The organism is Vibrio sp. Y2-5, from assembly GCF_014596725.1.
In the GTDB taxonomy this organism is placed as follows: Bacteria; Pseudomonadota; Gammaproteobacteria; order Enterobacterales; family Vibrionaceae; genus Vibrio.
Window position 1 is genome coordinate 345,439 of the sequence record NZ_JACVEG010000002.1, and the last position, 15,866, is coordinate 361,304.

The window sequence follows — 15,866 nt, forward strand, 5'->3', positions numbered from 1 at the left end:
CAACCTACATCGACATGTTGACGTTAAGGTTCCACATGATCCAGATAGAACCTGCAATCAGTATCAAGACAACCAACGCAGTGAACATCAGTGAAACAAAGTTCCACTTGCCTTCATCTGTCTTAATTTCCATATGTAGGAAGTAGATGAAATGAACAATCACCTGAATCACCGCACAACCAAATAAGATTGCGTATGTGACGTCTTTTGGCAGACTTTGAGTCGCAACAAAGTAAAACGGAATAATGGTCAGGATCAGTGACGCAATAAAACCTTTTACGTAGTCGCTCTTCGCGCTCTCTAAATGTTGGTTGCTCATTACATAACCCCCACTAGGTAAACGATGGTAAATACACAGATCCAAACGATGTCGAGGAAGTGCCAGAACAAGCTCAAGCAGTTAAAGCGAGTTTCCATCATTTCATTCAAGCCTTTGGTTGATAGCTGCCAGTAACATACTGCCAACCAGATCAAACCAAAGCTCACGTGTAGACCGTGTGTACCAACTAGCGTGAAAAACGCAGATAGGAACGCGCTGCGCTGCGGGCTAGCGCCTTCAGCAATCAGATGATGGAATTCGTACAATTCCATCGCAATAAAGCCAGCACCTAGAACGAAAGTAAACGCTAACCAACGTTTAAGAGCTGCAATGTCTTTGCGCTTCATCGCAATCATGCCGAAACCGAAAGTGATACTACTGAACAGCAGCATCATGGTTTCTACAAAGACGAATGGCAGTTCAAACAGCTCTTTCGCGTCAGGACCACCAGCGGTCGCGTTAGCAAGTACTGCGTACGTTGCGAACAAGCTCGCAAACAGCACACAGTCGCTCATCAAGTAAATCCAGAAACCGAACAGTTTCAGACCACCAGTATCGTGGTGATCATGTGCATCATGAGTATTAGCGTGCATAAGTCACCTCCATATCATTGTCGTCTTCGCTCTGTACTGGTGATTTAGCTCTTGCTTCCAGTACACGTTTTCGGTGCGCTTCTTCAATCGCTTTGATTTCATCCACTTGTACGTAGTAGTCGATGTCTTCATTGAAGCTGTGCTTGATAGCGGTTACTACAACACCGATGAAACCAACAGCGGCCAGCCACCAGATATACCAAATCATTGCGAAGCCAAAAATCAGTGCAAAGGCAGAGATGTACATACCTGTTGCCGTGTTCTTTGGCATATGGATTGGCTGATATTCCACTTCTTTAGTGATGTCGTGTTCGCCACGCAGTTTCTGGTACCAGAAAGCATCTAGCTCATCGCCTTTTGGAATCACGGCGAAGTTGTAGAACGGAGGTGGAGAAGAGGTCGCCCACTCTAACGTACGGCCATCCCAAGGGTCGCCAGTAACATCAGGGTTCAGGTGACGGTCACGGATACTGACGTAGATCTGAATGAACTGACACAGTACACCAAGCGCAATAATCGCAGTACCGAATGCTGCCACTGCAAGTAGCGGGAAGAATTCAGGGTCGAGATTTTGGCTGATACGACGAGTCATCCCCATGAAGCCCAGTGCGTAAAGTGGCAGGAATGCTAGGATGAAACCTGTAATCCAACACCAATAAGCACGTTTGCCCCATGTTTCATTAAGCATGAATCCTGTCGCTTTCGGGAACCAGTACGTAATTGCCGCGAAACAGCCGAATACCACACCACCGATGATGACGTTATGGAAATGCGCAATTAGGAATACTGAGTTATGCAGAACAAAGTCAGCGCCCGGAACCGCCATCAGTACGCCAGTCATACCACCAATCGAGAATGAAATCAGGAAGCCAACGGTCCACATCATAGGAGTGGTAAACGTAATACGGCCTTTGTACATGGTGAACAACCAGTTGAAAATCTTAACCCCTGTTGGAATTGAGATGATCATAGTTGCGATACCAAAGAAGGCGTTTACGTTCGCTCCACCACCCATAGTAAAGAAGTGATGCAACCACACAATGAAAGCAAGAATGGTAATAACGATCGTAGCCCAAACTAGTGACGTGTAACCAAACAGTTTCTTGCGAGAGAAAGTTGCCGTTACTTCTGAGAACACACCAAATACTGGCAGTACAAGGATGTATACCTCTGGGTGACCCCATGCCCAAATCAGGTTGACATACATCATCATGTTGCCACCCATGTCATTGGTGAAGAAGTGCATCCCCAAGTAACGGTCAAGCGTTAGAAGTGCGATGGTAACCGTTAAGATTGGGAAAGAAATAATGATCAGGATGTTTGAACATAGCGAAGCCCAAGTGAAGACAGGCATCTTCATCAATGGCATTGACGGAGTACGCATGCGCAGAATCGTCGCGAAGAAGTTCACGCCCGATAATGTCGTACCTACACCCGATATTTGCAGTGCCCAAATCCAATAATCGACCCCGACTCCCGGGCTAGCATCAATGCCAGACAGCGGTGGATACGCAAGCCAACCAGTACGACCAAACTCACCTACAGCAAGCGACATATTGGTCAGGATAATACCCACAACAAACAACCAAAAACTAAGGTTGTTCAAAAACGGATACGCAACATCGCGAGCACCAATTTGCAAAGGGACAATAATGTTCATCAAACCAATGACGAGCGGCATTGCCACAAAGAAAATCATGATCACGCCATGAGCGGTAAAGATTTGATCATAGTGGTGCTGAGGCAGATAACCTGCTTCACCCGCTGATGATAGTAGCTGTTGGCTACGCATCATCACCGCATCAGCGAAACCACGAAGTAACATGATCATCGCCGCGGCAATATACATAAAGCCAAGCTTTTTATGGTCTACCGATGTAAACCACTCATTCCAAAGATACTGCCATTTACCCATGCGAGTAATCGCCGTAACAACAGTAAGGCCAACGATCGCAATCACGGCTAGCGTGATCATGATAATTGGCTCATGGTATGGAATGGAGTCTAAAGTAAGTCTTCCAAACATCGTCTGTTACCCTTTATGTTCTGCCATGTCCATGTGACTGTGTTGTGTCTCTCCTTCACCCATATTGAGTGAACCCATGTGTTGCATAACAACAGACTCAAATAAGTCTTGTGGGATTTGAGAGTAGTAAGTCACCGGAACGTTTTCACTTGGCTGTGCAAGTGCTTGGTAATCACTGAAAGCGTGTAGCATAGATGGCTGCTTTTTCACTTCACGAACCCACTCTTCAAAGCTTTGCTCGTTAGGTAGTGCATTCGCGACAAATTTCATGTGTGAAAAGCCTTCGCCACTATAGCTTGACGATATCCCCTTATACTCTCCCTCATGGTTCGCAATCAGGTGTAGGCGTGTCACCATGCCGGGCATAGCGTAAATTTGACTGCCTAAACGAGGAATAAAGAAAGAGTTCATGATGTTGTCAGAAGTAATTTTGAACGTGACAGGAACATCTTTAGGGAAGGCAACGTAGTTAACTGTAGCGATTTTTTGTTCTGGATAAATGAACAACCATTTCCAATCCAGTGAAACCACTTCAATCGTGACGGGTTTGATATCGCTCTTCAGCGGCACAGACGGTTCTAGCTCGTGAGTTGAACGCCAGGTAATCACAGCTAAGATCGCAATAATGATGATTGGAATCGTCCAGACAACCAATTCGATCTTAGTGGAGTGAGACCACTCAGGAGCATATTCAACTTCGGTATTGCTAGCGCGGTACTTATAGGCGAAGTAAATTGTCATTAAAATCACAGGGATAACAACAATCAACATCAAGAGAAGAGAGGTAATGATCAACTCTTTCTCACGAACTCCTACTAGGCCCTTGGGATCCAGCAAAGCAGACTGACATCCAGACAGGAGCAAAATTGCGAAAAACAATCCTACTCGCGACAAGATGCTTTTATATCTTGAGGCTTCCATTGACTTTCTCGATTATGTTTACGGAATTCCATAACAAAAGTTGGCACTTTAAGAATCCGTATGAATTTATATGCGTTTTTTATTGTGTTGAGCATGTAACAAATGCGCTGATGCAATCTCAACCAAGACAATTTCTGACAAGTGATTCGAACCCTTCAAAAACTATCAACGTGAACGTTACAAAATGAAACATTTGGTTACAACCGGCGCATTATGCTTACATGGAGACGGCTTTCAAAGTGCGACAAAATGGAATCTAACCTTCCAAAAATGAAATTTACCTTCAAAATTAACCACTTACACAGAGAGGTTAATACCCTTAACCTGTTGTTATACCGTGATAAAAGATTTATTGATCTAAATCAATAAATAGGCCTATTGAACCGATAAATTACGCTCTATTTTTTTTATTTTTTATGCGTGTATTGACACAGTCGTTTTTTTACTGAGGACCGTTAGCTAAGTAGCGTTCGGAATGTAATTCCACCGAGTAGTTGCAGTAACTTCAAGACTTTAAGCAAGGATGTCGGTGATTACCTTCAAGCTTTCATCTTCCAATACAGAGTTTCTACAACTTCTGAACTAATCTTATTGATAACAACATTAACAACTATAAAAGCCAGTTGTTATGGTCTTTGATCTAAAGGGATGTGGCCATGAACTTAACTATTCGTACTCGACTTTATATTCTGTCTATTGTTCCACTATTGCTGATTGCCGCCAGCATGATGTTTGTGAGTTTTACTCAGACTACCAATCTGAATAACCATCAAATGGAATCAACCCAAAACGCCATGATGGCGATGAAAAAAACGGAGCTGAAATCTTATTTAAAAATTGCAGACTCAGCGTTAACACCACTGAAGAACAGTAACGCATCTTTACAACAGGCATTAGAAATCCTTAAAGAGGTGCAATTCGGCCAAAATGGTTATCTGTTTGGTTATGATTCGAAAGGGACTCGGCTGCTGTTGGGAAAAAGCAATGCTGGCATTGGTGAAAACTTTTGGAATCTGCGAGACACCCAAGGCAACTACTTGGTACAAGACCTACTTCGCAATTCTAAAACCGGTGAATTCACTACTTACTACTTCCCAAAACCGGGAGAATCCACGCCTTTACCTAAGTTGAGCTACTCCGTCTACGTACCTCAATGGGATTTAATGATAGGGACGGGTTTTTACACCGATGATATCGACGCTGAAATTGCGACTATGGAAAAACGCGCAAATGAAGAACTCATGCAAAGTCTATGGAGTTTAACTACCGTAACCGCAATCATAATACTCGTTGTCGGTGTATTTACACTGTTCTTCAACCGCACCATAATGCGCCCGATCGAAATGTTTGATTCTTCAATCCGTTCTTTTGCCAGTGGCGATGCCGATCTCACCGCGCGAATGGAGAAGTTTACCGTTCCAGAATTCGCATCACTCAGTACCAACTTCAATGCTTTCGTTGGCAGCCTGCAAGAAATCATTAAACGAGTGAATCAAGTGGGCAGACAAGTAGTGGATGAAACAAATCTGATGACAGAGCGCGCGGCTCAGGTCGACAACTTAGCCACTAATCAGAGCGGAGAAACTGAGCAAGTTGCTACCGCTATGACAGAAATGACCACCACTGCCAATGAAATTTCAAATAATGCCATCCAAGCCGCACAGTCTGCTAAAGATGCCGATGACAATGCAATATCAGCGCACAAAATCGTCGATTCCGCAGCGCAATCAGTGCAGGCACTTGCAGAGGAAGTCTCACAAGCAAGCAGTGTTATTTCGAAACTAGAAGGGGATGTAAAAAATATTTCAATGTCTCTGGAAGTCATTCAGGATATTGCAGAGCAAACCAACTTGCTGGCGCTCAATGCTGCAATAGAAGCGGCAAGAGCGGGTGATCAAGGTCGAGGCTTTGCAGTTGTTGCTGATGAAGTGCGTAAGCTAGCCAGCAGAACGCAGCAAAGTACAGGTGAAATACACGCAGTGATTGATCAGCTCAAAACAGCATCAGATGCTGCAGTGCATGCCATGGACTCAAGTCAAAGCAGAAGCGAATCGGCGGTGAATGAAGCCAACGCCGCGGCAGAAGCTCTAGAAAAAATCCAACAATCCATTAGCATGATTATGGACATGAACGCCCTGATCGCGACCGCAACGGAAGAGCAAAGTATCGTTGGTCAAGAAATCTCGCAACGCATTGTGGTTATCTCCGATCAAAGTAGTGAGTCAGCAAGCCTGGCAAATGAAAACCGACAAGGTAGTCAAAGCTTGAATGAACGAGCGCATGAGCTTTACGATCTGGTAGCAAGATTTAAAGTGTGAGTAATTTACACTGTAAACAACAACTTTGAAGCACTTAAAGACAATCCGCAATGAGTGGCGATTTAGTTTTCGACATCGACGCTCATTGCTCAATGAATCTCTAATAAATACATAACTATTTAATGAATACACAAACATCAAAAAGGCCTGCTTATGTTTAAAAATTTGTCTTTGAAAAACAAATTGGCTATCTCTGCCAGTGTTGCCATCATCCTTGGTGGCGTGTTAGTAGAAGCGTTATCTTATAATGCGGCTCTTAAAAGGCTCGACATCGAAGTTGAACAACGTTTACAAAGCACAACCACCTCTTATAACCAGTACGTTAACGACTGGCTTATTTCAAAAGAGCGAGCCCTGACAGCACTTTCAGAAGAAGCAAAAAAAGAAGACATTGTTACTCACCTAAAACAAGTGCGTGATTCAGCAGCATTTGACAACGTTTTCTTAGCATTCCCAGATGGATCTCAAAGCAACGCCAACGGCGTAAAGCTACCACCGGGTAATGACGACCCTCGAAAATGGGGTTGGTACATCAATGCCAAAGCTAATCCTGCCAAAGTGTTTATGGATAACCCAACAACTGCAGCGGCAACCGGTGCCAACGTTGTTTCTCTCGGTAAAGCGTTAAACTTACATGGCCAACAAGTTGTGTTGGGTGCGGATGTAGAAATCACAGATATCATCAACAACATGAAACAGGTAATTTTACCGGGTGATGGTTATATGTTTATTGCCAACGAACAAGGCAACATATTCACTCATACCAACACAAAATTACTGAACAAAAGCGTTTCAGAATTAGGTATCGACTACTCTGACATCAAAAAAGCCGTTTCCAGTCAAACCGATCTGACGATTTCAGTGGCAGGTGAAACCTACGTTTTGTTCGCGAGAAACATAACCAACACACGTTTAACTACGGTAACAGTGATTAATTATGAATCACTGGTCGCCCCCTTGTATGACGCGATTTTAGGGCAACTACTTGTCACTGCTGTCGTTGTGATTCTCTGTACCGTATTGTTCAACCTGTTATGTAATGTTCTATTCCGTCCATTGAATAATGTGTCAAACGCACTGGCACAAATCGCCAATGGTAGCGGTGATTTGACTCAACGTATTGAAGTTGAAAACAATGATGAAGTTGGAACGTTAGCAAACAACTTCAACACATTCGTTGAAAGCTTAAGACAGTTGATCGAACATATTCGTCTACAGGCGCAACACCTATCAGAACAGTCGGAACATGGCGCACATCGCGCAAATCAATCAGCATCTGAACTGAATCATCAGCATCAGGAAGTGGTAATGGTAGCAACGGCGGTGACTGAGATGGCATCTGCCACTCAAGAAATTGCTTCGCATGCAGAACAAACCGCTCAAGCAGCACAAGACTCAGCTATCAGCACGAATAATGGTCATGATTTGGTGATTCAAACCAAAGGCTCAATTAATAATCTGGCAAACTCAGTAAGCGAAGCAAGCACGGTGATTTCAGCGCTCAATAAGCACGCTCTTGAAATATCAACAGTGCTCGCAACCATTCAAGGTATTGCTGAGCAAACTAACTTATTGGCACTAAACGCTGCAATTGAAGCAGCACGTGCTGGAGAACAAGGTCGAGGATTCGCGGTAGTAGCAGATGAAGTTCGCGTTTTATCTCAACGAACTCACACTTCAACGGAAGAAATCAAAGCGACCATTGAGACCTTGCAAGATACTACCAAACAAGCGGTAAATTTGATGGAAAGCAGCTCTGAACTCGCTAGGGATTCAGTAGACGATGCCGATAAAGCAACGATGGCACTGGAAGAGATCAAAACGGCCGTCGCTCTCATCAGTGACATGGCCACTCAAATCGCAACAGCGGCGGAAGAGCAGACCCATGTGACCAGTGAAATTACGCAAAATGTCACGTCAATCAAAGATGTGACTGATCAGCTTGTTGTCGGGTCTGAAGAAAGTTTAAGCCAATCAAATGAACTAAGACACCAAGCAGATGAACTAAGAGAGAAAGTGGCGACATTTAAACTCAGTTAATAATCGTTAGTGTGATAAACAAAAGCCGCGCCTCAGAAATGAGCGCGGCTTTTCATTTGCTTCTAACACTATCTTTACCAAGTGAGGTATCAACCCTCAAAGGCATTAGAAATTTAGTGCTCAGCTTCCTTTTTGATCGCTTTGATCAAAATGGAGGTATCCATACGACCTTCACCTTGTTCAGACAAAGATTTATAGGACTCAATCGTTTTTTGAGTCATTGGCAATGTGATACCTTGACGCTCCGCTTCATCGAGACAGAAACCAAGATCTTTGATCATCCAATCGATAGCAAAACCGAAGTCGAATTTACTCTGTGACATGGTTACAGCACGGTTTTCCATCTGCCACGATCCTGCAGCGCCATTTTTCAAACATGCTACAAGTGTTTCGATGTCAAGACCGGCTTTTTCAGCCAGAATCAAGCCTTCTGAAATTCCGGTCAATGCGCCAGCAATGCATATCTGATTCACCATTTTGGCGCGTTGTCCCTGCCCTACTTTGCCCATCAGAACAGAAGAACGACCATACGCATTAAATATAGGCTGAAGATAATCGAAAATCTCTTGCTCACCACCGCACATAATCGTCAGAACGCCATTCTCCGCGCCAGCTTGACCACCAGATACTGGTGCATCCATAAAGCGCACTCCAACAGCCTGAGCGGCTTCTGAGAGCTCTTCAGCAAGGAGAGCAGATGTTGTCGTATGGTCAACCAGCACAGCTCCGGATTTCATGAATGCCAATGCGCCTTTTTCGCTGGTGGTCATGCTACGAACATCATCGTCATTGCCAACACAAAGTAAAACCACATCTGCGTCTTTCACGCATTCTTCAACCGTTGAGCGATAAGCTCCACCATGTTGCTCCGCCCAAGCTTTTGCTTTCGCTTCTGTGCGGTTAAAAACGGTAACGTCAAATCCAGCTTTAACCAAATGACCAGCCATGGGATAGCCCATAACACCTAAACCAATAAAACTGACTTTCATTTAAATATCCTTGAGAATTGAGCTTTTCTTAGCCAATGGAGTGGAGCCATTCCATCGATAGGGATTCACTTTATTCTTATGCACTGACTAAGTTGATTCTTGTAAACTGACTAACTTACACGATTAAAGTTCAAGAACAAAAAACCGAGCCTAAGCTCGGTTTTTCATTATTGGATTTCAGCGTTGTGGTAAACCTGCTGAACATCGTCACAGTCGTCTAGTAGATCTAGGAACTTCTGGAACTTCTCAGCATCTTCACCAGAGATTGGGCTTTGGTTCTGAGGAACGAAAGTAATCTCTTCAACATCAAGAGTTAGGTCAGGAAATGCTGAGTTCAATGCTGTTTTCACTTTAAAGAACTCAGTGTTTGGTGCAAATACAGTGATCACACCATCTTCAAGTTCGATATCCGTTACATCCGCATCTTCCATCATTAATGCTTCTAATACCGCTTCTTCGTCATCGCCTTCGAACTGGAATACAGCTTGGTGATCAAACATGTGTGCAACAACACCAGGAGTACCGATTTTAGCACCAGTCTTAACGAAACATTGGCGTACATCTTGGAAAGTACGGTTACCGTTGTCAGTCAAACAGTCAACGATCACGCTTACGCCGCCAGGCCCAAAACCTTCGTAACGTGCTGGTTGGTAATCTTCACCGCCACCACCACTTGCTTTGTCTAACGCTTTGTCAATAACGTGTGCTGGTACTTGGTCTTTTTTCGCTTTGCTGATCAGATGGCGTAAAGACAAGTTCATGTCTGGGTCGATACCACCGTTCTTTGCACAAACGTAAATCTCTTTACCGTATTTTGAGTAAACTTTAATTTTTGCGCCTTGAGTTTTCGCCATAGAGGCTTTGCGCACTTCGAAACTTCTTCCCATCGGGATGTTCTCTCTAGTTCAATTTAATGCGACGGATTCATGCAGAAAGCAAGGTTTCTGCTTAGGTGGGCATTACATGACGCCCATAACCCTTTTGTATTTGTCCACCGACTGTTGAAACCATTCTTTATCTTGTTCAGAAGTCAGAGTGGTTAGATGCTTAGTAATCTCTTCCGGTCCGCCTTTTGCCTGCTTCATTTTCCAAATCAAAAAAGAAGCCTGTTTATCCAGTTCTATTTTGTTTTTCTCATTCGCATCAAGCAGAGCAAGGTTGAAAGACATTAGTAAACCCACAGTCGATAAAAACATGAGGCGAAATATAGCATAGGAATAGCAAAAATTAAGAGTCAAAAATGTCGGATTCTATGACTTTCGTTACTAAGCGTACAAAAAAGCGTATTAGGTGAAAATTTGATATTAGGGCGAATACCCACAAAATAGAAAGGGTGGCCACAGCCACCCTTGTAAACCTAGCAAGTGAGTATCTTAATGAAGGAGTCCTAGTTCCTTTGCTTCTTCAATAGACAAGCCACTTTCACGGATCTCTCTTAATGCTTCAATGCGACGACGAGCTTCCGCTGATTTTTGTTTGCTTACTGGAATCTGAGTATCAACTTCTTCTTTGAAGTCCCACTTTTCTGTGATGCCAGTGATTTCATCATGGTTAATAGAATTAATGGACATTGTAACCTCCGAACAAACCATGCAAGGACATGTAATCTGTAGCAAAGGACCAAATCGCTGTTAAGTACATTTGAGCAAGAATGTGATTCAGGCGATAGTTCAGCAATCTAATTTATAAATATCTCAATTATATTTTGTACAAGCTCAAATCTGGCAGTACATTTAGAGAATTCACAGCAAAAAATCCAACCTGATCCAGCTCAACTTTTCTCTCTTCTAAGCCACGCCATATCTGGATATCTGCCTTATATCTCGCATCAAAAAACGTTCAATTGTTGTTTGTTTTTCATTCTATTATTTCATCGTTTTTGAGTACTTTTACTCTATAAAAGTAACGTCACCATTTTCACTAGAGATTAACGGTCCGGAAAAATGATCAAGGGAATGGCAAGAAATACGAAAGCATGATCATGGAAGATTGATCAAACTACACAAATTTGAGACAAAAAAAATCGAGCCCTTGGGGAGAACTCGATAAAAAAATATTCAGAATGAATGTAACAATATGAGCCAATCTTTAAATTCATCAGATAGGGCAAAAGGTTGTCTATTCGCTTGTAACTTTAGCCAACAAACGCAGGTAAAATGTCAGGCATATGTCAGCGTTATGTTCAATGTCTGTTCATTTGCGGTGTTAAATGCCAATAGCGACTTCATCAAGAGCTCTGAACACAGATTCGTCCAGATGCCCGTCAAAAACCTGCTTACAAACTTTTCTTCTTACCGCTAGACCAGAGATCAATCGTTCGATCGAAAGATGCTTGTTCTCATTCTGGGTGTTATAAAGCTCGATCATCTTACTCAGCGTCTCATAAGGTATGACTTGGTCATCTACTCGTAGCCAATCAAGCTTGTCAATCAACTCTAAGCACTCTTCTCTGATTGATGAAGGTGCATGTCCAGTCATAGCTGCTAACGCGCTTATACTGCGTTCTAGAGCTTCTGAAGATGTGTACTTAGATAGCGTAATGGTTATCTCATCAGCATTGATTTCAACTAAATGTTTACGCTGTTTCACTCGACGGCCTAATTTGCCTCTTGGCGAGGGTGATTTACGTTGTATAGGTTCAAATTCACCATCGATGATCTCAGAAAGTTCAGCCAACTTTTGTTTCGACACCATTTCATGGCGAAGCGGGTTCGGTAATGTTGGCGCCATATTGCGTTTCCCAGCATTCGTCATCTTCGCCCGAGAGTAGCGTAAAACTTCTTCAACATCGCATTTGATATCCACTTGGTAATCAATAACCTTACCTTTATCGATCGAAGTCGTGATCGTCAGATGATAGCCCCATAAGTTAACAACAAACAGATCATCATTGCCTTTGCCATCAGAGAGACGTTTCAGCTCTCTGATAAGATCCATTGAGAATCTGCGCCATTCGATATTACGCGCGAGCTTCTGATTAAGTTCGCTTAACATCATCACATCTGTATGTCTGCGTGACATACGGCTTCTGAAATACGAGTACAACTGGAAGACGAGAGTGTGTTGTTTCAGAATTTCAGGTGGGAACAGGAAGAAGTAATCACGAGTCATCAGCTCTTCGAAAAACGAAGGCTCCCAAACCAGAATGTACAGATTCGGTTTGATCCTAATTTCGCCATCACTTCCTTCTGTTGGCGCTTCTTCTGAAGCCGTGATCGTTCTCGCTAAGAAACGAAAGCGATCACTTTTAAAGCCTTCAGGCATGTTCTCGCTCAACCAGCGCCCTGTTAACTCATGCAACTGGAAGTCTGTAAATTCGATACGATCAATGCTGTCACGAATAGAATCACGCGCAGGACCACTGTCTTTCTTTCCTCTCAGTGAAAGAATGTCTGTGATGTAGAGCGGCGTCTTATTCGGAACGTGACTTGCGTTGAGCTGATAGTCTTCGTGGTGATGATCATGGTATTGAACTGTCAGCGTAAACAGAGCAAACAAGGTCATAAGATCATCGACTGTCATGATGTTCTTTGATGAACGTGTTTCTATTACCGCTCGGGTACCAGAAATAGAAACCATTGATTTTTGATAGCTTTTTCGTGTTCTCGGTGGAGCCAACGCTTGATCAATGATCCCAGCCCAGTTTGTTGGCGAAACAACGAACTGCTCTGTTTCATCTTTCATCGCTGGTGGCGTATTAAGACCGTGCTCATTAAGCAAACGTTTGTTGACCTGTGTTTGTGCTAGTGCCTTAGAACGCTTTTGCTTTTCTGATTGTTTCACTGATTCAGTGACTAAGCTGGTGGAGCCCAATACAGAAATAAGCTGATTTGGATTGATAAAACGATGCAGCATGGTTTTACCCGCTAGACCTTCTTCAAATCGCACCGGGATTTGCTGGAACAAGCCAATACTGACGGCTGCACGGAGCCTTTGTTGAATAGCGGCTCGAGTCAGTTGACCATCTGTGGCATCAATCAATTCGGTTGTTGAAACCAGCCCATCTTTACTGCTAAAGCCACGAAGTGAGATAAGATTAAGCAATTCGATAATACTTTTCGTCACACCTTTAAAATGTTGATACTGCTCTATCCAATCGATCGCAGATTCAGAAACGGCAAAAAGATGTCCATCTTTGTGGCTTCTGGGTGCTTTGATCAGTATTTTTTCGTCTGATGCCATTATTAGATCTATCCCACACTAACCGTAATATCGCTATAGTTCCAAAAGAATAAAGAAAAAAAGATCATAAATAAAGAAAAAGTTGTAGCTCTTAAATAACTGATCTTTTTGATTATAATGATTAATAGTGATTAGAGTGATCATATGATCTGAGTGGAAAATTGCGTATAACTGACTGTATTTATTAAAGATTTATTTTTACCCTTCAGAAGCATGATCATCGTTATCCCGAAACTATGATCATTAACTCTTTGAAAGCATGATCAATATTATTTAGAACGATGATCATGATGATTTCGAATGAATGATCAACGTAACTCTCAAAGCATGATCATGGTGGGTTCACAACTTATCCACAATTCGAATTGGTATTTCGTCGTCATATCATTTTACACCATTATTTTTGTAAGAGATTTCTTTGGACGCATGATCAAGGATTTCAAATAAACGCCATTTGTTGAGCAAATTTTAATCGTGTAAAGTAGAAATGCATCTTCAATGAACACTCGGTGTACAAGCAGTATTCATAGGGACCTGTCGAAAGCATGATCAGGGAATATTTCATATCCAACCGTTGTCGTTCTAATTTGCAATGAATCGTATACCAGTACCATCAAAATTGACTAAATCCCCTATTACAACTGACATGTACCGTAGTTTGGTCGATTTTTTTCATGCTTCCGAACGATGTATATCTCTTGATCATTGATCCGAAAATGGATCTTCAGATCATATATGTTCGTTGAAGAAAATCATCAACCACCATCCTTGATCATTGTTCCTATGGTGTCTGAATTCTTCGGAACTATGATCATCATTGTTACCTTGATCATGCTTCCTTATTTATTTTTGATAAATATATTACTAATTAAGGTGCCTGATTCATTACTAATCTTTTTGGTCAAATTAATTCTATTGATAAAGTTTCTGTTGAATTTACACCTCCCGTAATTTATTCGCCGTCTTTAATCGTTCCGAGAGAATCTATATAGGTTTTAAAGTTAATCTCCGGTTTACATTGTAAATAAGTGACACTGTAATATTTTAAATCTTAAGCGGTTTACCTAACTTTGTTCGAGTAAATAAACGTTGTTATCAGGCTCATTTTTGACCATTTCATCGTTCATTCATTTAAATGATACTATTTTGTCAATTTAATGTGATTATTGTCTAAAAGTGATTGTTCACCTTTTTATTGTAAATTGCATTCTATGCTGTACAATCTTTTGTTAGAAACTAATAACGGAAATTGGCTATGAAAAGAGAACAAACAATCGATAATCTCTACAAGCTCGCCGAACAAACACAACAGGTGCAGTCTGACCGTATTGAGATTGTTTTAGAAGAACGTCGTGATGAACATTTTCCTCCGATGTCAAAAGCTTTGATGGAGACTCGTTCTGGTTTAACTCGACGTAAGTTGGACGAAGCGATTGCTAAAATGGAAGAAGCTGGGCATCAGTTTACAAAGAACAATGCTAACCACTACTCCATTTCTTTGTCTGAAGCGCATATGCTAATGGATGCGGCCGGTGTGCCGAATTTCCACGAACGCAAGAAAAACTCAGAGAACAAACCTTGGATTATTAACGTACAAAACCAAAAAGGTGGTACGGGTAAATCAATGACAGCAGTTCATTTAGCTGCTTGTTTGGCTCTGAATTTGGATAAGCGCTACCGCATTTGTCTTATTGACTTGGATCCACAAGGTTCGCTACGTTTGTTCTTGAATCCACAGATTAGCGTGACTGAACACAGTAATATTTATTCAGCTGTGGATGTTATGTTAGACAACGTCCCTGAAGATGTTGAAGTGGACAAAGAGTTCTTACATAAGAATGTATTGCTTCCAACCCAATATCCGAATTTGAAGACGATTTCTGCGTTCCCAGAAGATGCGATGTTTAACGCTGAAGCGTGGCAATATCTGTCTCAAAATCAGTCTCTCGATATCGTTCGTCTGTTAAAAGATAAGTTGATTGATAAGATTGGTGACGATTTCGATGTCATCATGATTGATACTGGTCCACACGTTGACCCACTTGTATGGAACGCTATGTATGCGTCTAACGCGCTACTTATTCCATGTGCTGCGAAGCGCCTAGACTGGGCTTCAACGGTCAACTTCTTCCAACACTTGCCAACGGTCTATGAGATGTTCCCTGATGATTGGAAGGGATTGGAATTCGTACGTTTAATGCCGACCATGTTTGAAGATGACAATAAGAAGCAGGTTTCGGTATTAACGGAAATGAACTATCTATTGGGTGACCAAGTCATGATGGCTACAATTCCACGTAGTCGTGCTTTTGAAACTTGTGCAGATACCTATAGCACTGTATTTGATTTGACTGTGAGCGATTTTGAAGGCGGTAAGAAAACCTTAGCTACCGCTCAAGACTCCGTTCAAAAAAGCGCGTTAGAGCTTGAGCGTGTTCTTCACAGTCACTGGACTTCATTAAATCAGGGGTAAGTAAG

Annotated in this window: 12 protein-coding genes; 3 read left to right on the top strand and 9 right to left on the bottom strand. The window is 42.3% G+C overall.

From position 1 onward, the window contains the following. Positions 1-4: 4 nt before the first annotated feature. Genes cyoD through cyoA form a run of 4 tightly spaced genes read right to left on the bottom strand, consistent with a single transcriptional unit; the run spans position 5 to position 3,859 of the window. Complete coding sequence (cyoD, locus tag HUO09_RS06670) at positions 5-319, bottom strand: cytochrome o ubiquinol oxidase subunit IV (RefSeq protein ID WP_188233425.1); 315 nt, start codon at positions 317-319, stop codon at positions 5-7. Next, a complete protein-coding gene (cyoC, locus tag HUO09_RS06675) occupies positions 319-912 on the bottom strand; it encodes a cytochrome o ubiquinol oxidase subunit III (RefSeq protein WP_167410730.1) in 594 nt (197 codons plus the stop codon). Before cyoC ends, cyoD begins: the two co-directional genes overlap by 1 nt. Continuing rightward, positions 902-2,938, bottom strand: a complete 2,037-nt coding sequence (gene cyoB / locus HUO09_RS06680; protein WP_188233426.1) for a cytochrome o ubiquinol oxidase subunit I — start codon at positions 2,936-2,938, stop codon at positions 902-904. Before cyoB ends, cyoC begins: the two co-directional genes overlap by 11 nt. A gap of 6 nt (positions 2,939-2,944) precedes the next feature. Next, positions 2,945-3,859, bottom strand: coding sequence for a ubiquinol oxidase subunit II (gene cyoA, locus HUO09_RS06685; protein ID WP_167410732.1), 915 nt, complete (start codon positions 3,857-3,859; stop codon positions 2,945-2,947). Positions 3,860-4,515: 656 nt separating this feature from the next. Here cyoA and HUO09_RS06690 point away from each other — a divergent pair. Then, a complete protein-coding gene (locus tag HUO09_RS06690; protein ID WP_188233427.1) occupies positions 4,516-6,177 on the top strand; it encodes a methyl-accepting chemotaxis protein in 1,662 nt (553 codons plus the stop codon). A gap of 153 nt (positions 6,178-6,330) precedes the next feature. Further along, complete coding sequence (locus tag HUO09_RS06695; RefSeq protein ID WP_167410734.1) at positions 6,331-8,217, top strand: methyl-accepting chemotaxis protein; 1,887 nt, start codon at positions 6,331-6,333, stop codon at positions 8,215-8,217. 113 nt (positions 8,218-8,330) lie between these two features. On the opposite strand, the gene HUO09_RS06700 is transcribed toward HUO09_RS06695, so the two are convergent. The 5 genes from HUO09_RS06700 to HUO09_RS06720 form a co-directional block, all read right to left on the bottom strand. Beyond that, positions 8,331-9,206: an NAD(P)-dependent oxidoreductase gene (locus HUO09_RS06700; RefSeq protein WP_167410735.1), complete on the bottom strand. Its 876-nt coding sequence runs from the start codon at positions 9,204-9,206 to the stop codon at positions 8,331-8,333. 167 nt (positions 9,207-9,373) lie between these two features. Beyond that, positions 9,374-10,093, bottom strand: coding sequence for a YebC/PmpR family DNA-binding transcriptional regulator (locus HUO09_RS06705; protein ID WP_167410736.1), 720 nt, complete (start codon positions 10,091-10,093; stop codon positions 9,374-9,376). A 72-nt stretch (positions 10,094-10,165) separates the two neighbouring features. Continuing rightward, positions 10,166-10,375 carry a DUF3283 family protein gene (locus tag HUO09_RS06710; RefSeq protein ID WP_042479545.1) on the bottom strand — a complete coding sequence of 70 codons (210 nt, stop codon included), beginning with the start codon at positions 10,373-10,375 and terminating at the stop codon, positions 10,166-10,168. A 204-nt stretch (positions 10,376-10,579) separates the two neighbouring features. Next, positions 10,580-10,777, bottom strand: coding sequence for a PA3496 family putative envelope integrity protein (locus HUO09_RS06715; protein WP_042479543.1), 198 nt, complete (start codon positions 10,775-10,777; stop codon positions 10,580-10,582). Positions 10,778-11,411: 634 nt separating this feature from the next. Beyond that, positions 11,412-13,388 (bottom strand): replication initiator protein RctB domain-containing protein, encoded by a 1,977-nt coding sequence (locus HUO09_RS06720; RefSeq protein WP_167410737.1) that lies wholly within the window; start codon positions 13,386-13,388, stop codon positions 11,412-11,414. Positions 13,389-14,643: 1,255 nt separating this feature from the next. Between HUO09_RS06720 and HUO09_RS06725 the strand changes: the two genes are divergently transcribed. Further along, complete coding sequence (locus HUO09_RS06725) at positions 14,644-15,861, top strand: AAA family ATPase (protein WP_167410738.1); 1,218 nt, start codon at positions 14,644-14,646, stop codon at positions 15,859-15,861. The last annotated feature ends 5 nt before the right edge of the window (positions 15,862-15,866 follow it).